This is a genomic window from Aeromonas sp. Y318-1, from assembly GCF_027706125.1.
Taxonomy (GTDB): Bacteria; Pseudomonadota; Gammaproteobacteria; order Enterobacterales; family Aeromonadaceae; genus Aeromonas; species Aeromonas hydrophila.
Genome location: NZ_JAPDCM010000002.1, coordinates 419604 through 438648, shown reverse-complemented (window position 1 = coordinate 438648; position 19045 = coordinate 419604). Strand labels below are relative to the sequence as shown.

The 19045-nt window shown below is 60.3% G+C and carries 21 protein-coding genes; 14 read left to right on the top strand and 7 right to left on the bottom strand.

All coding sequences use genetic code 11. The features are described from left to right. Positions 1–8 precede the first annotated feature (8 nt). The gene (locus tag OKB87_RS04585; RefSeq protein ID WP_190284037.1) at positions 9–2441 is read right to left on the bottom strand and encodes a formate C-acetyltransferase/glycerol dehydratase family glycyl radical enzyme; all 2433 of its coding nucleotides are present in this window, start codon (positions 2439–2441) and stop codon (positions 9–11) included. A gap of 74 nt (positions 2442–2515) precedes the next feature. Continuing rightward, positions 2516–3412 carry a glycyl-radical enzyme activating protein gene (locus OKB87_RS04580; RefSeq protein ID WP_270826609.1) on the bottom strand — a complete coding sequence of 299 codons (897 nt, stop codon included), beginning with the start codon at positions 3410–3412 and terminating at the stop codon, positions 2516–2518. 128 nt (positions 3413–3540) lie between these two features. On the opposite strand from OKB87_RS04580, the gene fsa reads away from it, so the two are divergent. Both fsa and OKB87_RS04570 read left to right on the top strand, forming a co-directional pair. Then, positions 3541–4191 carry a fructose-6-phosphate aldolase gene (gene fsa, locus OKB87_RS04575; protein WP_270826608.1) on the top strand — a complete coding sequence of 217 codons (651 nt, stop codon included), beginning with the start codon at positions 3541–3543 and terminating at the stop codon, positions 4189–4191. 99 nt (positions 4192–4290) lie between these two features. After that, positions 4291–4479 (top strand): hypothetical protein, encoded by a 189-nt coding sequence (locus OKB87_RS04570; protein ID WP_270826607.1) that lies wholly within the window; start codon positions 4291–4293, stop codon positions 4477–4479. Here OKB87_RS04570 and OKB87_RS04565 read toward each other — a convergent pair. Then, positions 4476–5672 carry an HD-GYP domain-containing protein gene (locus OKB87_RS04565; RefSeq protein WP_168755988.1) on the bottom strand — a complete coding sequence of 399 codons (1197 nt, stop codon included), beginning with the start codon at positions 5670–5672 and terminating at the stop codon, positions 4476–4478. The two genes, OKB87_RS04570 and OKB87_RS04565, sit on opposite strands and share 4 nt — an antisense overlap. Before the next feature lie 174 nt (positions 5673–5846). Here OKB87_RS04565 and rsuA point away from each other — a divergent pair, with 174 nt between their 5' ends. After that, positions 5847–6539, top strand: a complete 693-nt coding sequence (gene rsuA, locus OKB87_RS04560; protein ID WP_016351327.1) for a 16S rRNA pseudouridine(516) synthase RsuA — start codon at positions 5847–5849, stop codon at positions 6537–6539. A gap of 11 nt (positions 6540–6550) precedes the next feature. Here the strand turns inward: rsuA and OKB87_RS04555 are convergent, their stop codons facing one another. Further along, entirely contained in the window at positions 6551–7456 is a 906-nt protein-coding gene (locus tag OKB87_RS04555; RefSeq protein WP_219279970.1) for a DMT family transporter, read from the bottom strand. 225 nt (positions 7457–7681) lie between these two features. Between OKB87_RS04555 and OKB87_RS04550 the strand changes: the two genes are divergently transcribed. Beyond that, positions 7682–9325 carry a peptide ABC transporter substrate-binding protein gene (locus OKB87_RS04550; protein ID WP_270826606.1) on the top strand — a complete coding sequence of 548 codons (1644 nt, stop codon included), beginning with the start codon at positions 7682–7684 and terminating at the stop codon, positions 9323–9325. Positions 9326–9335: 10 nt separating this feature from the next. Continuing rightward, positions 9336–9878, top strand: a complete 543-nt coding sequence (gene yfcE / locus OKB87_RS04545) for a phosphodiesterase (protein ID WP_257703100.1) — start codon at positions 9336–9338, stop codon at positions 9876–9878. A 57-nt stretch (positions 9879–9935) separates the two neighbouring features. Here yfcE and OKB87_RS04540 read toward each other — a convergent pair whose 3' ends face one another. From OKB87_RS04540 to flgA, 3 genes are all read right to left on the bottom strand, one after another. Next, positions 9936–10349 (bottom strand): flagella synthesis protein FlgN, encoded by a 414-nt coding sequence (locus tag OKB87_RS04540; RefSeq protein WP_011706649.1) that lies wholly within the window; start codon positions 10347–10349, stop codon positions 9936–9938. Then, positions 10349–10669, bottom strand: coding sequence for a flagellar biosynthesis anti-sigma factor FlgM (flgM, locus tag OKB87_RS04535; protein ID WP_049048030.1), 321 nt, complete (start codon positions 10667–10669; stop codon positions 10349–10351). Before flgM ends, OKB87_RS04540 begins: the two co-directional genes overlap by 1 nt. A gap of 90 nt (positions 10670–10759) precedes the next feature. Continuing rightward, complete coding sequence (gene flgA, locus OKB87_RS04530; RefSeq protein WP_257703145.1) at positions 10760–11365, bottom strand: flagellar basal body P-ring formation chaperone FlgA; 606 nt, start codon at positions 11363–11365, stop codon at positions 10760–10762. A gap of 222 nt (positions 11366–11587) precedes the next feature. Here flgA and OKB87_RS04525 point away from each other — a divergent pair, with 222 nt between their 5' ends. The 9 genes from OKB87_RS04525 (at position 11588) to flgG (ending at position 19037) form a co-directional block, all read left to right on the top strand. Beyond that, positions 11588–12499, top strand: a complete 912-nt coding sequence (locus OKB87_RS04525; RefSeq protein ID WP_011706646.1) for a chemotaxis protein CheV — start codon at positions 11588–11590, stop codon at positions 12497–12499. 18 nt (positions 12500–12517) lie between these two features. Next, positions 12518–13342 (top strand): CheR family methyltransferase, encoded by an 825-nt coding sequence (locus OKB87_RS04520; RefSeq protein ID WP_011706645.1) that lies wholly within the window; start codon positions 12518–12520, stop codon positions 13340–13342. A gap of 63 nt (positions 13343–13405) precedes the next feature. Next, positions 13406–13804 carry a flagellar basal body rod protein FlgB gene (flgB, locus tag OKB87_RS04515; protein ID WP_011706644.1) on the top strand — a complete coding sequence of 133 codons (399 nt, stop codon included), beginning with the start codon at positions 13406–13408 and terminating at the stop codon, positions 13802–13804. Next, positions 13804–14223 carry a flagellar basal body rod protein FlgC gene (gene flgC, locus OKB87_RS04510; protein WP_011706643.1) on the top strand — a complete coding sequence of 140 codons (420 nt, stop codon included), beginning with the start codon at positions 13804–13806 and terminating at the stop codon, positions 14221–14223. The genes flgB and flgC overlap by 1 nt, the downstream gene beginning before the upstream one ends. Before the next feature lie 15 nt (positions 14224–14238). Beyond that, on the top strand, positions 14239–14967 hold the full coding sequence (locus tag OKB87_RS04505) for a flagellar hook assembly protein FlgD (protein ID WP_011706642.1): 729 nt from the start codon (positions 14239–14241) through the stop codon (positions 14965–14967). 10 nt (positions 14968–14977) lie between these two features. Further along, a complete protein-coding gene (gene flgE, locus OKB87_RS04500) occupies positions 14978–16312 on the top strand; it encodes a flagellar hook protein FlgE (RefSeq protein ID WP_011706641.1) in 1335 nt (444 codons plus the stop codon). Between the two features lie 110 nt (positions 16313–16422). Then, the gene (locus OKB87_RS04495; protein WP_257703101.1) at positions 16423–17385 is read left to right on the top strand and encodes an IS1595 family transposase; all 963 of its coding nucleotides are present in this window, start codon (positions 16423–16425) and stop codon (positions 17383–17385) included. A 102-nt stretch (positions 17386–17487) separates the two neighbouring features. Then, complete coding sequence (flgF, locus tag OKB87_RS04490; RefSeq protein ID WP_011706640.1) at positions 17488–18234, top strand: flagellar basal-body rod protein FlgF; 747 nt, start codon at positions 17488–17490, stop codon at positions 18232–18234. 14 nt (positions 18235–18248) lie between these two features. Continuing rightward, entirely contained in the window at positions 18249–19037 is a 789-nt protein-coding gene (flgG, locus tag OKB87_RS04485) for a flagellar basal-body rod protein FlgG (RefSeq protein ID WP_011706639.1), read from the top strand. Positions 19038–19045 lie beyond the last annotated feature (8 nt).

The window sequence follows — 19045 nt, the reverse complement described above, 5'->3', positions numbered from 1 at the left end:
TGGGGCCGTCAGAGACTGTGCTCGGTGCGGGCGATGATATCATCTTGCGCATCGGGGGATAAGGCGGTGAAGAAGGCCGAATAGCCCGCCACCCGCACCACCAGATCCCGATACTGGTCGGGATGGGCCTTGGCCGCCAGCAGGGTGTCGCGCGAGACGATGTTGTACTGCACGTGCCACCCCTTGTGCACCTCGAAGAAGGTGCGCAGCAGGCTCATCAGCTTGGCCTTGTCCCGCTCGTTTTCAAGGCTCGCCGGGCTCAGCTTCTGGTTGAGCAGCACGCCGCCGAGGATGGCCGCCGTGGGCAGCTTGCCGAGCGAGTTGAACACCGCCGTGGGGCCGAGGCGATCCGAGCCGGACGCTGGGCTTGCCCCTTCCGCCAGCGGGGTGCGGGCGTGGCGGCCATCCGGAGTAGCCATGGTGGCCGCCCCAAACGGCACGTTGGCCGAGATGGAGGAGGTGCCCGCATAGTAGGTGCCGCCGATGGGGCCACGGCCGAAGCGGGTGTTGTGCAGCCCCTTGAGCTCGTCGATGTAGCTCTGGTAGGCCTGCACCAGCAGCAGGTCGACCTCGTCCAGATCGTTGCCATATTTGGGGGCCGCGTGGGTGAGGCGTTGGCGCAGCTGTTCGCCCTCTAGCCCGGCAAAATCCTGCTCGAGCGCTTCGGCCAGCTCGCGCTGATCCACCACCCCCTGCTCGAATACCAGTTTCTTCAGCGCCGCCAGGCTGTTGCCCAGGTTGGCGATCCCCACCTGCAAGCCGGAGACCCAGTCATAGACGGCGCCCCCCTGCTTGATGGTCTTGCCGCGCTCGATACAGTCATCCACCAGGGCGCTGCAGAGGATGTCGTGGGCCTGGGCCTCCAGCACGCTGTCGACCACGCAGTCGATCTCGATGGATTTGCGGGTGAAGTAGCGTACCTGCTCGTCCCAGCGGGCCATCACCTCGTCGAAGTGGCCGAACGAGCCGTCCCGCAGCGACTGGGGCTGCGGCAAAAAGACCTTGCCGGTGGTGGCATCGCGGCCGCCATCGAGCGCCGCCAGCAGGATGCGGGCGAAGTTGATGAAGCTCATGCCGGTGCAGCGATAGCCCCACTTGCCGGGCACTGCGGTTTCGATGCAGCCGATGGCGGCGTAGTGGTGGGCATCCTCCTCGCTCACCCCGAGCTTGATGAACTCGGGGATCACCACCTCGTCGTTGTTGAAGGCGGGCATGCCGAAGCCGCAGCGGATCACCTGGATGCAGGCGTTGAGGAAATCCTCGCTCATTCGTGCGTGGTAGCGCACCGAGAGGTTGGGCTGGGTGGAGCGCAGCTGGCCGCAGGACTCCAGAATCGCGTAGGAGAGGCAGTTGACCGCGTCATGGGGCTTGCCATTGCGCCAATTCTGGCCGCCGATGGTGACGTTCTGGTAGAGCGGGCTGCCGGCGGAGGCCTTGGAGTGGGTGCCAGAACGGATCTTGTTTACCTCCAGCAACTTGAGCCAGCACCCTTGCAGCAGCTCGATGGCGCGTGTGCGCGGCAGGGATTCCGACAGCTCTACTTCGCGGCGATACCAGGGGTAGAGGTACTGGTCCATCCGGCCAAACGACACCGAGTGGCCGTTGGACTCGATCTGCAGGATGAGCTGGATGAAGTAGCAGAGCTGCAGCGCCTGCCAGAAGGTCTCGGGGGGCCGATGGGCGATGTGGGCGCAGTTGAGGGCGATGGTCTCAAGCTCGCAGCGGCGCTCGGGGCGCGGCTCCTGCAGCGCCAGTTCGCGGGCCAGCGCGGCGTAACGCTCGATGTGCTGGCTGACGGCATCGAAGGTGATGGCGACGGCCTGCAGGAACTGCTCGCGCTGCAGATCGGCCCAGTCCGCCAGATCGAGCCGGCCGCGCCGCTCTGCCACCTTGGCCTTGAGGCCGTCGAGACCGAGGGCAAGCAGCTGCTCGTAATTGACCGCGAGGTGCGCATCCCCCGAGGTCATGTTGCCCTCGGCCTTGATGATGCCGCTCTCCAGCAGCCCCTTCTGCTCGTCGGTAAAGAGGCCGTAGCAGCGATCCTGCACCGTCTGGCCGCGCCAGAAGGGGGTGAGGGCGTGGATGGCCAGCTTGTCCACCTCGCTCACCGCAAAGCCGGCGCCGGGACGGTCGGCCAGCTCGTCGATCTCCTTCTCGATCCAACCCACCGTGTATTCGGGAAAGAGCGGCGCCGCCCGCACCTGGCTGGCCTGGTTGCCGACGATGAGTTCGTCGTGCTTGATCCAGATGGTGCGCTCCTTGAGGTGGTGGGCCAGCGCCAGGGCGCGGCGCACCGGCAGCGGCCGGGCCAGGTGGGCCTGATAGGCCTCGGTGTAGTGACGGGCTCGCTCGGTGCAGACCGGTGGCTGGACGATGTGGATCAGGCTCTCCTTGTGGACGCGGATCCGCGGGGGCAGGGTGGTGAGATCGAGCTGGGTCATGGTCTTATCCTCTGGTCATAGGACTGTGAGTTGACGGTAAGTGGACGGTCAGTGGCTGATGTCATGGGGTGTTGCTAGCCCCGGGTGAGCGGGGTCAGCCCCTGCGCACGGGCACACTCATGGGCAAAGGCGAGCAGTGCCGGGTCATCGAGTGGCTGCAGGGGCGCCTGATAGGGTTGGTCGAGCAGGGCGTACTTGCCCGCGCCCAGGGTGTGGTAGGGGAGAAAGTGGATCTCCTGCACGGTGCCAAGGCGGGCGGCAGCTTGGGTGATGGCCTCGATGGAGGCGCGGTCGGCATTGAAGCCGGGGATGAGTGGCACCCGGATCTGCATGGCCACGCCGCGCTCGGCCAGACGCTTGAGGTTGGCCAGGGGCAGGGCGACCTTGCCGCGGGTCCAGTCGAAGAAGCGCTCCTCATCGACATGCTTGAGATCCGCCAGCAGCAGGTCGAGGTGGGGGAGGCTCGGTTCAATCTGGTGCCAGGGGACGTGCAGGCAACTTTCCACCGCGGTATGCAACCCCTCGGCCTTGCAGCGGGCCAGCAGGCTGGCGGCAAATTCGGGCTGCATGAAGGGCTCGCCGCCGGAGAGGGTGACCCCGCCGCCGCTGCGCTCGAAGAAGGGGCGATCCCGCAGGATGGTGGCCATCAGGGTGTCCAGGCTCTCCTCCCGGCCGCACACCTGCAGCGCTTCGCTCGGGCAGAGGTCGCGCAGCCGTTCCACATCTTGATTGCCGAGGGTCGAGCGGGTGAGCTGGACACCCTGGCTGTCACGCAAGATTGCCGGGCAGGCGTCGCTGCAGAGCCGGCATCCCTCGATGCATTGGCGCCGGTCGAGTAGTATGTCCGGCTTGGGAGAGCGGCTTTCCGGGTTTTGACACCAGCGACAGGCCAGCGAGCACCCCTTGAGAAACACCAGGGTGCGAATGCCGGGGCCATCGTGGGTTGAATAGCGTTGCAGGTCAAAAATCATACCGCCTCCTTTTGTTTTTGCATTCTATTTTCTTTCGTTCGAAAGTTGATTTGATTTTGATCAAACAATGTGCGGATGTTATCTCGCTAGAATGGCGACAGATTGAACATCCCATTAAGGAGTCAGAGATGGAGCTTTATCTCGATACTGCCGATGTGGCAGCGGTGTGCCGCTGGTCACGGATCCTGCCGCTGGCCGGCGTCACTACCAACCCGTCCATTACTGCGGCAGGCGGCATGCCGTTGACCGAGCTGCTGCCCGCCCTGCGGGAGGTGCTGGGTCCCAAGGCGCGGTTGTTTGCCCAGGTGATGGCCAAAACCGAGACCGAGATGGTGCGCGAGGCGTTTGCCCTGCGTGAGCTGGACCGGGACCTGGTGATCAAGATCCCGGTATGTGAAGAGGGGCTGGCAGCCATCAAGACCCTGACGGCCAACGGGGTGCCGACCCTGGGCACGGCGGTCTATACCCCGCTGCAGGGCTGGCTGGCGGCGGTGGCGGGGGCCGAATACGTGGCGCCCTACGTCAACCGGCTGGATGCCCAGGGGGGCGATGGCATCGCCACCGTACAGGAGCTGCAACAGCTGCTGGCGCTGCATGCGCCGCACAGCAAGGTGCTGGCGGCATCGTTCCGCACTCCGCGCCAGGCACTTGACTGCCTGCTGGCGGGTTGCCAGTCCATCACGCTGCCGCTCGATGTGGCCGAACAGCTGCTGCGGGTGCCGGCGGTGGACGCGGCGCTGGCAAAGTTTGATCAGGATTGGCAGCGGGCGTTTGCCTGAGGCTGCTTGAAGGCAGGATGAAGGGGCGGCAGGCGGGCTAAGCTAGAAGAGAGGGCCCGTAGTGACGGGCCGGTATCGATGGCTGATCGGAGGTGCCCCATGAGCGACCATACCCTGCTGCCCCATGGTGAAGATCTGCGCCGCGCCGTGCGCTGGCTCAGCGAGCACCATCAACACGACATCCGGGCCATCGAAGAGGCCTGCATCCGCTTTGATCTGTCGCCGCTGGATGAGGAGTTTCTCATCCAGCACTGCGCCGAGCGGTTGCGGGTAGGGGATGCCGACTAGACGAAGTTGGCGAGGTTGATGCCGAATTCCTTGGGATCGACCGTGCTCTCGATGGTTTCCTGCACCCCGTTCTTGGCCAGATCCAGCCACTGCACCTCGAGGTAGTGGCGCTGGGCCCCGTGATAGATCACCTTCACCACCGGTTTGAGCGGCTCATGGGGATTGCGCTGCATGACGATGGCCAGCCGCTGGTTGGAGAGCTGCACCAGCGTCCCCACCGGATAGACCCCCATGCACTTGATGAACTTGGTGACCAGTTCGGCATCGAAGTGGTGGTTGATCCCCTTGAGCAGAATGCGAAAGGCCTGGGTTGGCTGCATGCCCTGCTTGTAGACCCGATCCGCCGTAACGGCGTCATAGACATCGACGATGCCGCTCATGCGGGTATAGAGCGAGAGCTGCTCGCCTTTGAGCCGCTGCGGGTAACCGGTGCCGTCGAGCCGTTCGTGGTGGTTGGCGGCCACCTCCAGCATGGTGGCGGTGATGCCGGGGGTGTTGCTCAGGATCTCGTAGCTGTGCACCACGTGCTGGCGCATGACGGCGAACTCCTCGTCGGTGAGCTTGCCCGGCTTGTTGAGCACCTCGTCCGGGGTCATGATCTTGCCCACGTCGTGCAGCAGGCCGCCCAGGGTCAGCTCCTTGAGCACGCTGCGATCCAGGTCCAGATAGCGGCCGAAGTTCGCCAGCAGGATGGCGACGTTCATCGAGTGCTCCATCAGGTAGGCATCCTTGGCGCGAATGCGGGCCAGGCAGAGCATGGCGTCACCGTGGGTGAACATGGTGTCCACCATCTCCTCGGCGACTGCCGCCAGCGGCGTGATGTCGATGGGCTCCCCCGCCTTGAGGTGGCGGATGAACTTGCCCTGCAGCTCGCGGGCCTCTTGATAAAGCCGGCGGATCTTGAGCTCGCGCCCCTCGCCGTTGCCGCTGCCGGAGGGACGTTGGGTGCTGGCCGGGGAGATGGCCGGGTCGGGGGAGATGACCTGCTCGATGCCGGGCAGCTTGCTGCGGGCGAGATCGACCCGCACCGTGAGTACGCCGCGCTTGACCAGATCGTTGATCTGCTGGCGGGTGGTCACCAACCCCATCTGGGCAATCTCCATGCCGCCGGTCTGGCTGATGATGGCGATCACGTACATGCCGGGTTGCAGCTGGTTGACGGGAATAACGGGATGAGGTGTTTGCGACTTCATACGGCTTCCTGAACTTTATTATTATGCGTAACGTTAGGCCCTCTGTTGGCAGTCTAACACCGGCGCCCCGGTTCGTCATGGCGACATGCGTGGCGGCCGCGGCGCTTAGTGCTGGAGTTGTCGGCCCCGGCCGATATAATGACGCCCCTTTCTTGATGGACTCTGAGGTTGTGCATGCGGCTCGATAAATTTCTTTGCGATTGTTCCGACTTGACCCGCTCGCTGGCGGGCAAACTGATCCGGCAGGGAGAGGTGATGGTGGACGGTATCGTGGTCAAGCAGCCCGCCTTCCACATCAACGAGCAGAGCCAGGTAGAATTTGACGGTGTCACCCTGACCCTGGATCAGCGCAATCGCTACTTCATGCTGCACAAGCCGGAAGGGTATGTCTGCTCCAACGAAGACCCGGATCACCCCACCGTGTTCTTCCTGATGGATGAGCCGGCCATGGGCAAGCTGCACGTGGTGGGGCGGCTCGATCTCGACACCACCGGTCTGGTGCTGGTGACCGACGATGGTCAGTGGTCCCATCGCATCACCTCTCCCCGCCACGAGTGTGCCAAGACCTATCACGTCTGGCTGGCCGACCCGGTCAGCCCGGATGCCATCGCGCTGTTTGCCGAAGGGGTGTTGCTGCGCAGCGAGACCGAGAAGACCCGGCCGGCCCAGCTGGAGATCCTGGGAGAGTGCGAAGCGCGTCTGACCATCCACGAGGGCAAGTACCATCAGGTGAAGCGGATGTTTGCCGCCATCGGCAACAAGGTGGTGGGACTGCACCGGGAGCGGGTGGGTGACCTGACGCTGGATGAAGAGCTGGCACCGGGCGAATATCGCGAGCTGACTGCCGACGAGATCGCCCGGTTCTGACCCTTCGGGAGTCAGTATCCGCTGGCTCCCAGCACCAGCGTGGTGCCCAGAGTCGCCAGCAGGGCGCCGGCCCAGGCCGCCAGGGAAGGGCGCTGCCCCGAGTGCCACCACAGCAGTGGCAAGAGGATGACCGGTGTGGTGGAGGAGAGGATCGCCACCATGCCGACGTCCCCCTGGCGCAAGGCGACCAGGATCAGCGTCATGCCCATGGCCATCGCCAGAAAACCGTTGATGCCGATCATCCCCAATACCTGGCGGTTGATGGGGTTGTGCGGCAATGACAGCGGTACTCTCAGCACCCGCAGGGTGCAGTGGGCCAGCAGGGCGCTGCCCATGCGGATGCCGGAGGCGCTGATCGCATCCACGGTGCCACTCATCATCACCGGTTTGGCGATGATGGCACCCAAACTTTGGCAGAAGGCGGCGGTCAGGCCCAGACCGATGCCGATGACGAGATGGCCGCGTACCTGTTCCCATTCATTCTGCTGAGCATTGCCACGGCGGCCGAACAGGATGGCAAGCATGACGCCGGCAAAGACCAGCATGGCCCCCACCAGTCGCCAGCCACCGAGCTGCTCACCAAACAGCCAGAGGCCGAGCAGGGCGGAGAAGAGGGCGTGGCAGGAGAACAGCAGGCCACTGCGTCTTGGCCCCAGCCGGTTCATGCAGGCAAACAGGGCGGTGTCGCCGACGAAGATGCCGATTAGCCCCGACAGTGCCAGCAGGGGCAGGGCGCTCTGGGTCAGGGTCTGCCAGCCACCGGTGGCCAGACTGGCCGACCCCAGCATCAGGCTGACCAGCAACATGCGCCAGCGGCTGTAGGCAAATGCCCCCAGGTGGCGCGCCGGTTTGACGGAGATGAGGGCAGCTACCGCCCATAAACTGGCTGCTGCCAGTGCCAGCCACTCGTACCCCATAAAAACTCCTGAAAATGTAGCCAGATGCAGGACGCAGGCGACAACCGCTCGCACCTCATAAAAAACTACGGAAAAAAATAGCCCGAGAGACTCCATCTCTTGGGCAAGCCCGATACAATACGGGGCGTCTTCGGGGATAACAAGCGCGGCATCATGCATTCGTATTCAGGCGCGCCGCCGGCCTTCCCCCTTCTTGAAATAAGTGTTTTGAACGAGGTTTATGTCATGGTTTTGTGCCCCGCTTCCCGGCCAGCCCGTCGCTGGCTCTCTCCCTTGCTGCTGGGTCTGCTGCTGGCGCCGCCGCTGCAGCTGCAGGCGACCACGGTATCCCAGGAGCCTGCGCTGTCTGATCGCCAGACCCTGGTCAAGGGCAATGGCGCCGAACCAGAGTCTCTCGATCCGGCCCAGATCCGCTCGGGTTTTCCCGGTGAAGTGGTGCTGGTGGACTTATTCGAGGGGCTGGTGAGTGAAGATGGGCAGGGGCGGATCGTGCCGGCCCAGGCCCAGCGCTGGGAGACCAGCGAGGACGGGCTGGTCTGGCGTTTCTTCCTGCGCCCCCAGCTCAAGTGGTCCAATGGTGACGCGCTCACCGCCGCCGATTTCGTCTATGCTTGGCGCCGTCTACTGGATCCGGCCCAGGCCTCGCCCTCAGCCGGCCTGCTGCTGGCGACCGGCATCAACAATGCCCAGTCCATCTACGCCGGGGCGCTCGATCTCAACACCCTGGGGGTGGAGGCGGAAAGCGACCAGATCCTCAAAGTGACGCTGGAGCGGCCGGTGCCCTACTTCCTGCAACTGATAAGCCAGCGCCCCTTCGTGCCGGTCAACCAGAAGGCGGTCAGCCAGTTCGGCAAACAGTGGACCCAGCCCGGCAAGCTGGTGAGCAATGGCGCCTACAAGCTGGTGAACTGGGTGCCCAATGAGCGCATCGAGGCCGAGCGCAACGTCCAGTACTGGGATGATGCCCACACCCGGATCCAGCGGGTGACCTACCTGCCGCTCGCTTCCCAGCATGCCGAACGGCTGCGTTACGAGGCGGGGGAGATCCAGCTCACCAACAAGGTGGCACTGGAGTATTACCAGAAGACCAAGGAGGAGACCCCCGAGCGGATCTGGGGATTGCCGCTATTGGGCACTTACCTCTACACCTTCAACCTGCGTCGCCCCGAGCTGCAGGATGTGCGAGTGCGCCAGGCGCTGGCCATGACCATCGATCGGCACCTGTTGACCGAGAAGGTCAGCGGGCAGGGAGAGCAGGCCGCCTGGTCGCTGCTGCCCGGCATGCCGGGCTACGAGGCGCTGAGCTCCCCCCTGGCCCTGCAGGATCAGCCGACCCGGTTGGCCAAGGCGGCGGCGCTGCTGGCCCAGGCGGGCTATGACAGCCAGCATCCTCTCAAGCTGACGCTCACCTACAACACCTCGGAGAATCACAAGAAGCTGGCGCTGGCGGTTGCATCCATGTGGAAGCCGCTGGGAGTTGAAGTGACGCTCAACAACATGGAGTGGAATGCCTATCAGGTGGCCAAAGACAGCGGTGATTTCATGCTGGCCCGCTCCTTCCTGTTCGGGGATTACGTGGAGCCCTCCGCCATGCTCAACAGCTTCCGCTGCCAGGATCCCCAGAACGAGAGCGGTTACTGCAACCCGACCTTCGACGGCCTGCTGCAACAGGCGGCTGATACCCTGGATGGCAATGCGCGGACCGGGCTCTACCACCAGGCCGAGCAGCTGCTGATGGACGAGATGCCGGCCATTCCCGTCTATCACTACAACCAGATGCGGCTGGTGGATCCCACCCTGCGCGGCCTGCCGGTGCAGAACCTCAAGGGAGCGATCGCCACCAAGGATCTCTACTTCAGCCAGCAGTAAGGAGCTTGCCATGAAAATTGCCATTCTTTCCGACCTGCACGGCAGCCTGAGTGCGCTGGAGCTGGTGCTGGACCAGCTTGCCCCCTGGCAGCCAGATCACTACCTGCTGCTTGGCGATCTGCTCAACCACGGCCCGCGCAACCCGGTGCCGCCGGGCTATGCCCCTGCGGCCGTGGCCGAGCGACTCAACACGCTGGCTTCCCGCATCATGGCGGTACGGGGCAACTGTGATTCGGAAGTGGATCAGATGCTGCTGGATTTCCCCATCACCGCCCCTTACAACCAGATGCTGGTGGATGGTCGGCGCTGGTTCGTCAGCCACGGCCATCTCTATCGGCCTGCAGAGGTGCCGCTGCCTGCCGGCAGCCTGTTCATCAGCGGCCACACCCATTTGCCCGTGCTGCAGCGTGAAGGGGAGCTGGTGCTGATGAACCCGGGATCCATCTGTTTTCCACGCGGCAACCTGGCGGCAAGTTATGGCAGCTACGAGGATGGGGTGCTCAGTATTCACGCCTGTGCGGACAGTGAAGTGCTGTTGCAGCTGGAACTGTAAAAGAGAAGGGGTTGGAAGGGGCGTGCGGCGGTGCAGCCAGCCGTCGTAACAGGGAGATCAGGCCTTGATGCCGATGGAGCGGGTACCGGAGCGGGTATTGCCCTTGGCGTCATAGGTCAGAGAGTTGCGATCCCGCAGCTTGCTCAGGTAGCTGGCCAGCCGGCGGTTGGAGACGATGCTGAGTTCGAGCAGGCGCCCGTTCAGATCGTTCTGTTCTTGGCAGGCATCGAGTTTCTCACGCAGGGTGCGCATCTGCTCGGGGTAGGCGTTCAGTTGCTGTTTGAGGTCTGGCAGCAGCGCCATGGCCTTGTCCAGCTCTTCAATATCGGCAAGCAGCTTCTGCTTGCGCTCTGCCAGCTCGGGCAGCGCCAGCGCCTGGTGCTGCTTGAGCAGGTTGAACTCCTCCTCCAGCAAGCCTTGCATCTGGGAGAGGTAGTCGTCTTGAGTGTGCAGCAGCGAAGGTAAATCCATTATCCCAGCAACTTGTCGAGGTTGGATTCGAAGCTGAACATCTTCTTGGCCACAGTTTCGCTGTTGACCTGATATTCACCATTGGCCACGGCTTTCTTCAGGCTCTCGACCCGGCTTTCATTGCCGGTGGAAGCTGAGTTGAGGTTCTTCTGCATCTGTTGCAATTGCTGCGCCTCGCTGGTCAAGGAGACGGAGTCAGTCTTGACGGTCGCCGCACGGTTATCGGGGGACGAGGTCGCTGGTTTGGTATTGGCACCCTGGCTGCTGCCGGTATTTTGCAACCGGTTGTTCGCCAAGTTGTTGATATTGTTAATAGCCATAGTGTTTACCTTCGTCTGCTTTGCTGTTCGCTTACCTGTTTATCGGTGGTCATCGCCATAACTTTAGAAAAAAAGTGATCTGAAAAACACTCAGAAGGTGACCACCACGGAGCCAACAGCGTTGACTTTACCCTGCACCGTTTTGCCTGAGCGGATATTGACGAGCCTGATCATGTCTCCGAAGCTGCCATCTTGCAAGGCTCGGGCCATGGTTTTGATTTGCATGCTGCTATTTTCTGCGCTGAGGGTCACCTGATCGCCCTTGCAGACCACGCAGACCTGACTGAGCCGGATAGGCTGGCCTGGCTTGAGTTCGCGCTTGCTGCGCACGCCAATGAGCGCCGTGGTATCGCTGAGATAGTCACCGCGCATCAGCGTCTGATCCTGATAGGCCTGTGTCAGCACACTTTCGCTGAGGATATCGCCCTTGGCCACCGGGGTGGAGACGGTCACATAAGGCTTTTGTATGCTGACCCGCACCGGCAGGTAGAGATCCCAGGGCTTCTCTTCTTCACATTTGAGGTAGACGGTGGTATTGCGGCGGATCTCCATCTTGGCGGGCAGCGTGATGGCAAGATGTTCGTCGCAGCGGCTCAAAGGCAGGCGTTCATCGATGGAGGCTGCCTGCACCTGTACCTGGGCATCGAGCGGGACATCGAGTTGGCCGAGCACAAAATCCTGCGCCTTTTCTTGCAAGTAACTGGTCACCTCGGATGCCGTGGCGTGAGAAATGCCGCAAAACAGCAGTAAGGTGAGGAAAAGTCTACTAATCATTTTCGCTCGCTGGCCGATAAGTTGTTCACGTATATCACCATATTTAACTATGCTTGCTTCAGAATTCGTTCGCAGTGACATCGATAGTTTGACGCAAGCCAACACGCATGCATGATTAATGCCAAGCGTTTTTAGGGAGTGTTTATGGCCAGTATCCTGGACTCGGTCAACCAACGTACCCAGCTAGTTGGGCAAAACCGGCTGGAGTTATTGTTGTTTCGTCTCAACGGACGTCAAAGATTTGGCATCAACGTATTCAAGGTACGTGAAGTGTTGCAGTGTCCTCCCTTGACTGTCATGCCCAAGCTCAACTCCTGCATTCGCGGGGTGGCCCATATCCGTGGCCAAACCATCTCGGTGATCGACCTCAGCATGGCGATGGGCAAGCGTCCGATCGAAGATCTGACCAAGTGCTTCATCATCATTTCCGAATACAACCGCTCCATTCAGGGCTTCCTGGTGCACTCGGTCGAGCGCATCATCAATATGAACTGGGAATCCATCCTGCCGCCGCCGAAAGGGGCGGGGCGCATCAACTATATGACGGCAGTGACCGAGGTCGACGGTGAGTTGGTCGAGATCCTGGACGTGGAACGCATTCTCAACGAAATCTCGCCGGTATCGACCGAGGTCAGCAAAGAGCTGGTGGAAGCCAGCGTGGAGCATCCGACCCTGGGACGCCCGGTGTTGGTGGCTGATGACTCTTCCGTGGCTCGCAAGCAGGTTCAGCGTGCGCTCGAAGCCATCGGCGTGCAGTGCGTGCTGGCCAAGGATGGGCGTGAAGCGCTCAACATGTTGCTGGAAATGTCCAAAAACGGTCCCATCAAGGATCAGATCGCCTTGGTGATTTCGGATATCGAGATGCCGGAAATGGATGGTTATACTTTTACCGCCGAGATCCGCAACAATCCCAATCTCAAGGACTTACATGTTATTCTGCACACATCCCTCAGTGGGGTGTTCAATCAGGCCATGGTGCAGAAAGTTGGTGCGAACAATTTCATTGCCAAATTCCAGCCGGATGAATTGGCCAAAGCCGTACAAGGCGCACTCTAATCAAGAAGAACAAACTGCATGAAGACACTTTCGGACGACTTATACAAACAATTCAGCAATTTTCTGGCGGTACAGAGCGGAATCGTGCTGGGTGACAACAAACAGTATCTGGTCAAGAGTCGGCTTTCACCCTTGATGACTCAGTTTGGTATTGAGAGTCTGTCTGATCTGGTTACTCGAGCGATGAGTGTGCGTGAGCGTGACCTGAAAATGGCAGTGGTGGATGCCATGACTACCAACGAAACCTTGTGGTTTCGCGATACTTACCCCTTCCAGCTGCTGACGGACAAGATATTTCCCGAGCTCGGCAAGAGTGGCCGACCGATCAAGATCTGGTCTGCGGCCTCCTCTTCTGGGCAGGAGCCCTACTCCATTGCCATGACGGCACTGGAACAGCAGGTCAAAAAACCGGGCACCTTGCCAGGTGGGGTACAGATCGTCGGGACTGATATTTCCAGCACCATGCTCAATCAGTGCAAGGAAGGGGTGTACGACAGTCTGGCGCTGGCTCGCGGTCTGTCGCCCGAGCGCAAGAAGCTGTTCTTCGAACCTTATGGTGACAACAAGATGCGAGTGGTGGAGCGTGTCAGAAAATTGACCACCTTCCGGCCATTGAACCTGCTGGAAAGCTACAGCCTGCTTGGCAAGTTCGACATCATCTTCTGTCGCAACGTGCTCATCTATTTTGCACCGGAAGTGAAGTCCAAGATCCTCAACCAGTTTGCTGCCAGCCTCAATCCCGGCGGCTATCTGATGCTGGGGGCTTCCGAGTCGCTGGCCGGGTTGACCGACAGGTTCGAGATGATCCGGTGCAACCCCGGCATCGTCTACAAGGTTAAATGATCCCCGCTTAAATCCCTCTTTGGCACACCTCTTGCTAACAATTTATCAAGCAGGAGGTGTGCTATGGCAATTTCATTCGACAAGGCATTTGGTATTCATCAATACACGCTGAGCGTTCGCTCCAAGCGTGCAGAGGTGTTGTCCAGCAACATTGCCAATGCGGACACGCCAGGCTTCAAGGCTCGGGATATCAACTTCTCGCAAGCATTGGAAGAGGCCCAGCAACAACAGGGCTTTGGCCTTGCCACGACCAGTGAGAAGCATTTCGCCCTGCAGATGGATGCGCCAGGCGTTACGCAATATCGCAATCCCCTGCAGCCCGATACCGGTGATGGCAACACGGTCGACGTGCAGCAGGAGCGCAGCGAGTTTTTGCGCAACAGCCTTGAATACCAGACCTCCCTTGAATTTATGAACAGCAAGATCAGCGGCCTGCTGAAGGCCTTGAAAGGAGAACAGTGATGAGTTTGTTCAAGGTCTTTGACATTGCAGGCTCGGCCATGAGTGCACAGTCTGTTCGCCTCAACACGGTAGCCAGCAACATGGCCAACGCCGACAGCGTCAGCTCCAGCGTGGAAAAAACTTACCATGCCAGGCGGCCAATTTTTGCCGCCCAGCTGGATCAGGCCATGTCGGACAAGCAGGCGTCGGCCGGGGTTGAAGTAAAGGGGATTGTCGAGAGCGAGGCTCCCTTGCTCAAGGAGTACAACCCCAATCACCCCATGGCGGATAAAGATGGCTTCATCTTCAAACCCAACGTCAACATGGTGGAAGAGATGGCGGACATGATCAATGCCTCGCGCAGCTATCAAACCAATGTGCAGGTTGCAGACTCTGCCAAGAAGATGCTGCAGCAGACGCTCAACCTCGGCAAGTCCTGACAGGGGGACGCATAGATGGCAGATACAACCAGTGGCGTGAACGGCATCGGCCGCACGACCACCCAGACCACGGGCACGACATCGACGCCCAAGAAGGAGCTGGATCAGGAGTCGTTCCTGAAGCTGCTGACCATGCAGCTCTCCTATCAGGATCCGTTCAAGCCGGTGGACAACGCCCAGATGCTTTCCCAGATGACCTCCATGTCGACGTCACAGGGGATCAGCAGCCTCTCCAACCAGATTGGCAGCCTCAATAGCCTGATGACCTCCAGCCAGGCGCTGCAAGCCTCGGCGCTGGTGGGACAAAACGTCTTGCTGCAGAGCAATGTGGGTTATCTGGAAAAAGACGGCTCTTTGCCAGGCGTGGTCGCTGTGGGCACAGAAAACAAGTACTCGAACGTCAAGATCACCATCGAAGACGAGAGCGGACAGGTCATCAAGGAGTTTCCGCTGGAAGGTGACCAGAAGGGTAACGTCGAAATCGTCTGGGATGGCAAGGACAAGGACGGAAACCCGGCCAAAGAGGGCAAATACACCCTCAAGGCAAACGGTACCGTGGACGGGAAGTCGGAGAGTGTCCCGATCTTTGCCTATGGCAAGGTCGACAGCGTGATCCTGGGTACGGCAAGCAATCCTACCCAGCTCAATTTGAAAGGCCTCGGTACAACAAGCTTGAACAGTATCTTGCAGATTGCAGGTACGGTGAAAACACCATCAACCCCTACGCCAACAGCATCGATCTAAGGAGCTGGATATGTCATTTAACAATGCCTTGAGCGGTGTCAACGCGGCACAAAAAGATCTGAACGTTACCGCCAACAACATTGCCAACGTCAATACCACGGGCTTTAAAGAGTCTCGTGCCGAGTTTGCGGACGTCTACGCCAACTCCATCTTCGTCAATGCCAAGACCCAGGTCGGCAATGGTGTGGCAACGGGGGCGGTGGCACAGCAGTTTCACCAGGGGGCGCTGCAGTTCACTAACAACGCCCTTGATTTGTCCATTCAGGGCAACGGTTTCTTCGTGACATCGGACGGTCTGACCAACCTGGATCGTACCTTTACCCGGGCCGGCGCCTTCAAGCTGAATGAAAACAGCTATATGGTCAACAATCAGGGCAACTATCTGCAAGGTTATGAAATCAACACGGATGGGACGCCCAAGGCGGTCAGCATCAACGCCACCAAACCGATTCAAATACCGGATCGGGCGGGTGAGCCAAAAATGACCGAGCTGGTGGAAGCCAGTTTCAACCTGAGTATCGAGTCGAAAACCAAACCAACGTCACCGACTGCGTTTGATCCGACCAACTCGGCTACCTTTGCCCACTCAACCTCGGTGACGATATATGATTCGCTTGGTGCTCCCCATGTGATCACCAAATATTTTGTCCGCCATGAGGATCCGGCTGCCCCGGGAACGCCGCTGACGCCGGGTACCTGGAGCATGTACATGTATGAAGGGAACAAGCCCATCGACATCGCTGGTGGTTCACCCAGCCCAGCGACAGGCGTCCCCACAGGCGTAAAGATGGAGTTTACTTCCGGCGGCAAATTGGATCCAACTAAAACCGTTCCAGCTGATCCGATCAAAACCGTCGCCCTTGGCACGACGGCCGGGATTATTACCAACGGTGCCGATCCCGCTCAGACATTGGAGATCCGTCTCGGTGATGTGACGCAATACAGCTCACCTTTCAACGTCACCAAACTGACCCAGGATGGTGCCACTGTTGGTAATCTGACCAAGGTCGAGATTACGCCGGACGGTATTGTGTCGGCGACCTACAGCAATGCGACGACGTTGAAGGTTGCCATGGTGGCACTTGCCAAATTCGCCAACTCGCAAGGATTGACCCAGGTTGGCGATACCTCCTGGCGCCAGTCTCTGCTCTCTGGTGATGCGCTGCCCGGCACCCCTAACTCGGGCACCTTGGGTAGCATCAAGTCCTCTGCGCTGGAACAATCCAACGTGGATTTGACCTCCCAGCTGGTCAACCTCATCACCGCGCAGCGCAACTTCCAGGCCAACTCCCGTTCGCTGGAAGTGAACAGCTCCCTGCAGCAAACCATACTGCAGATCCGCTAATCATCCTCTTGTTAACAAAGGGCGCTTCGGCGCCCTTTTTCATGGCTCAGTCCCAGTTATGTGTTGAAAGGCTAACCTTGAAGTAGGTCATCACCTTGAGGGCCGCCATCATGGATACCCAAGCCTTTCAACATCTACTGTCCCTCTTCCCATTGCTCACTTTGCGTCAGCGTCGTCTCGCGCAACAGGAACTCACCACCCCTCACCCCATCACCTCGTTGGCCACTCAACTGCCCACATGCCAATGCTGCCCTCACTGCCAGGCCGAGGCCACACAACTGGCTCCCTGGGGCTGGTCTCGAGGGCTGCGCCGTTATCGCTGCAAGCAGTGTTTGCGCACCTGTTCCGTTCTCACCAACACGCCTCTCGCCCGACTTCGCAAGCCACAGTGCTGGGAAGACTATGCTCAGGCCCTCATCGACGGTCTGACCGTCCGGCAGGCGGCGCTCCGCTGTGGGGTCGGTAAAAACACCGCCTTTTTGTGGCGTCACCGCTTCCTGAAGGCCATGGCTAGCCACCAGGCGGTACGGGAAGAGGGTATTGTCGAGGTCGATGAGACCTTCTTCCTGGAGTCGTTCAAAGGACAGCGCGGATTGCCCCGCCCGGCCCGCCATCGTGGAGGTAAAGGCCGTACCCGAGGCACAGGACCGGATTACATCCCGGTGATGGTGGTGCAAGACAGAGCAGGCCACCTGGCTGACTTCCAGTTGGAACGGCTGAATGCCAGGGCGGTGAAGGCAGTGCTTCAACCGCTTATCGCCCCGGATGCCGTCCTGTGCAGCGATGGTGCCGGGGTGTATGCGAGTTTCAGCAAGGGGCAAGGGATAACACACCAAGTGGTGCGCAATCGAGCGGGAGAGCGGGTGGTGGGTGCATATCACATCCAACATGTGAACGGGTACCACAGGCGATTGAAGGAGTGGATGGAGCGGTTCCATGGGGTCGCGACCCACTATCTGAGGAATTATCTGGGTTGGCGAAGGATGTTGGTGCGCTATGGGCGGGAAGTGAATATCTCACGTTGCTTGCATGAGGCGCTGGGGCGCCCCATGCAACATGTAATTGGGACATAGCCTTTTTCATGGGTATTTGCCGCCTTGGCGACCCGAGGTAATGGGGATTGGCATTCAAATTGCAGTTCCTCTGTCAGAGTCATCAGTTTGACGGAGGATCCCATGGATCACCTGCTATACATCGCCATGTCGGGCGCCAAGGAGAGCATGAACAGCCTGGCTGTTCGAAGCAACAACCTGGCCAACGCCAATACCACCGGCTTCAAGTCCGACTTCGAGCAGGCGCGCAGCATGCAGGCGTTTGGCGAGGGGCTGCCCACCCGGGTGTTCGCCATGGCCGAGCGGCCAGGCCAGAACCTGCAGCATGGCATGCTGATGACCACGGGTCGGGATCTTGACGTTGCCGTCGACGGCCAGGGCTGGATTGCGGTGCAGGATCCCAAGGGCGGCGAAGCCTACACCCGCATGGGCAATCTGCAGTTGAGCGCGACCGGCAACCTGCAAACCTCCACCGGGTTGAACGTGGTGGACGACGGCGGTCAACCCATCGTGCTGCCGCTGCCGATGGAGAAAATTGAAATCAACCGGGACGGCACCATCAGTGGCCGTCCGGAAGGGGCGGCCGCCAACCTGCCGGAGAATTTCCAGCGCATCAAGCTGGTCAATCCGGCGGTGGATGCGGTGGAGAAGGGGCAGGACGGCCTGTTCCGTCGCAAGGATGGCCAGAATGAAGCGGCGTCGGCCACTGTCGGCCTGATTGCCGGCTCCCTCGAGGGGAGCAACGTCAACGTGGTCGATGAAATGACCAACCTTATTCGGTTGCAACGTCAGTTTGAAACCCAGGTCAAAATAATGAAGACCGCGGAAGAGAATGACGAGGCTCAAACCCAGCTGCTGCGTATCAGCTAACCAAGGAGTTTTACATGAACCCTGCACTCTGGATCAGCAAGACCGGCTTGGATGCACAGCAGACCAACATCTCGGTTACCTCGAACAACCTGGCGAACGCCAGCACCGTGGGTTACAAAAAATCCCGTGCCATCTTCGAGGATCTGCTCTATCAAAACATCAACCAGCCCGGTGGCCGTTCATCGGCCGACACCGAGCGCCCTTCCGGCCTGATGCTGGGGGCGGGGGCCAAGGTAGTGGCCACCCAGAAGAACCACAGCCAGGGCAACGTGCAAACCACGGACAACTCGCTGGATCTGATGATAAGCGGCCGTGGCTACTTCGAGATCCAGCTGCCGGACGGCAGCGCGGCCTATACCCGCAACGGCCAGTTCACCCTCAACAGTGAAGGGACCATCGTCACGCCGGGCAACGGTTATCCGCTGCAGCCGGAGATCCAGATCCCGGAGAACGCCCAGAGCGTGACGATTGGCGAGGATGGCCAGGTGTCGGTACAGCTCAAAGGGGATGGCGCCTCCCAGGTGGTGGGCCAGATCAACACCACTGACTTCGTCAACGCCTCGGGCCTGCAACCGATGGGCGAGAACATGTTCGTCGAGACCCAGTCCAGCGGTGCGCCGGTGCAGGGTGTCGCCGGGACGGACGGACTGGGGGTGATCAAGCAGGGCATGCTGGAGACCTCCAACGTCAACGTGACCGAAGAGCTGGTGAACCTGATCCAGGCCCAGCGGGTGTACGAGATGAACTCCAAGGTTCTCTCGGCGGTGGATGGCATGATGTCCTTCCTGATCCAGCGCACATAAGTAGGAGG

Coding starts and splice junctions, on each gene's coding strand:
- OKB87_RS04585 (WP_190284037.1), bottom strand. CDS start 2,441: ATGACCCAGCTCGATCTCACCACCCTGCCCCCGCGGATCCGCGTCCAC.
- OKB87_RS04580 (WP_270826609.1), bottom strand. CDS start 3,412: ATGATTTTTGACCTGCAACGCTATTCAACCCACGATGGCCCCGGCATT.
- fsa (WP_270826608.1), top strand. CDS start 3,541: ATGGAGCTTTATCTCGATACTGCCGATGTGGCAGCGGTGTGCCGCTGG.
- OKB87_RS04570 (WP_270826607.1), top strand. CDS start 4,291: ATGAGCGACCATACCCTGCTGCCCCATGGTGAAGATCTGCGCCGCGCC.
- OKB87_RS04565 (WP_168755988.1), bottom strand. CDS start 5,672: ATGAAGTCGCAAACACCTCATCCCGTTATTCCCGTCAACCAGCTGCAA.
- rsuA (WP_016351327.1), top strand. CDS start 5,847: ATGCGGCTCGATAAATTTCTTTGCGATTGTTCCGACTTGACCCGCTCG.
- OKB87_RS04555 (WP_219279970.1), bottom strand. CDS start 7,456: ATGGGGTACGAGTGGCTGGCACTGGCAGCAGCCAGTTTATGGGCGGTA.
- OKB87_RS04550 (WP_270826606.1), top strand. CDS start 7,682: ATGGTTTTGTGCCCCGCTTCCCGGCCAGCCCGTCGCTGGCTCTCTCCC.
- yfcE (WP_257703100.1), top strand. CDS start 9,336: ATGAAAATTGCCATTCTTTCCGACCTGCACGGCAGCCTGAGTGCGCTG.
- OKB87_RS04540 (WP_011706649.1), bottom strand. CDS start 10,349: ATGGATTTACCTTCGCTGCTGCACACTCAAGACGACTACCTCTCCCAG.
- flgM (WP_049048030.1), bottom strand. CDS start 10,669: ATGGCTATTAACAATATCAACAACTTGGCGAACAACCGGTTGCAAAAT.
- OKB87_RS04525 (WP_011706646.1), top strand. CDS start 11,588: ATGGCCAGTATCCTGGACTCGGTCAACCAACGTACCCAGCTAGTTGGG.
- OKB87_RS04520 (WP_011706645.1), top strand. CDS start 12,518: ATGAAGACACTTTCGGACGACTTATACAAACAATTCAGCAATTTTCTG.
- flgB (WP_011706644.1), top strand. CDS start 13,406: ATGGCAATTTCATTCGACAAGGCATTTGGTATTCATCAATACACGCTG.
- flgC (WP_011706643.1), top strand. CDS start 13,804: ATGAGTTTGTTCAAGGTCTTTGACATTGCAGGCTCGGCCATGAGTGCA.
- OKB87_RS04505 (WP_011706642.1), top strand. CDS start 14,239: ATGGCAGATACAACCAGTGGCGTGAACGGCATCGGCCGCACGACCACC.
- flgE (WP_011706641.1), top strand. CDS start 14,978: ATGTCATTTAACAATGCCTTGAGCGGTGTCAACGCGGCACAAAAAGAT.
- OKB87_RS04495 (WP_257703101.1), top strand. CDS start 16,423: ATGGATACCCAAGCCTTTCAACATCTACTGTCCCTCTTCCCATTGCTC.
- flgF (WP_011706640.1), top strand. CDS start 17,488: ATGGATCACCTGCTATACATCGCCATGTCGGGCGCCAAGGAGAGCATG.
- flgG (WP_011706639.1), top strand. CDS start 18,249: ATGAACCCTGCACTCTGGATCAGCAAGACCGGCTTGGATGCACAGCAG.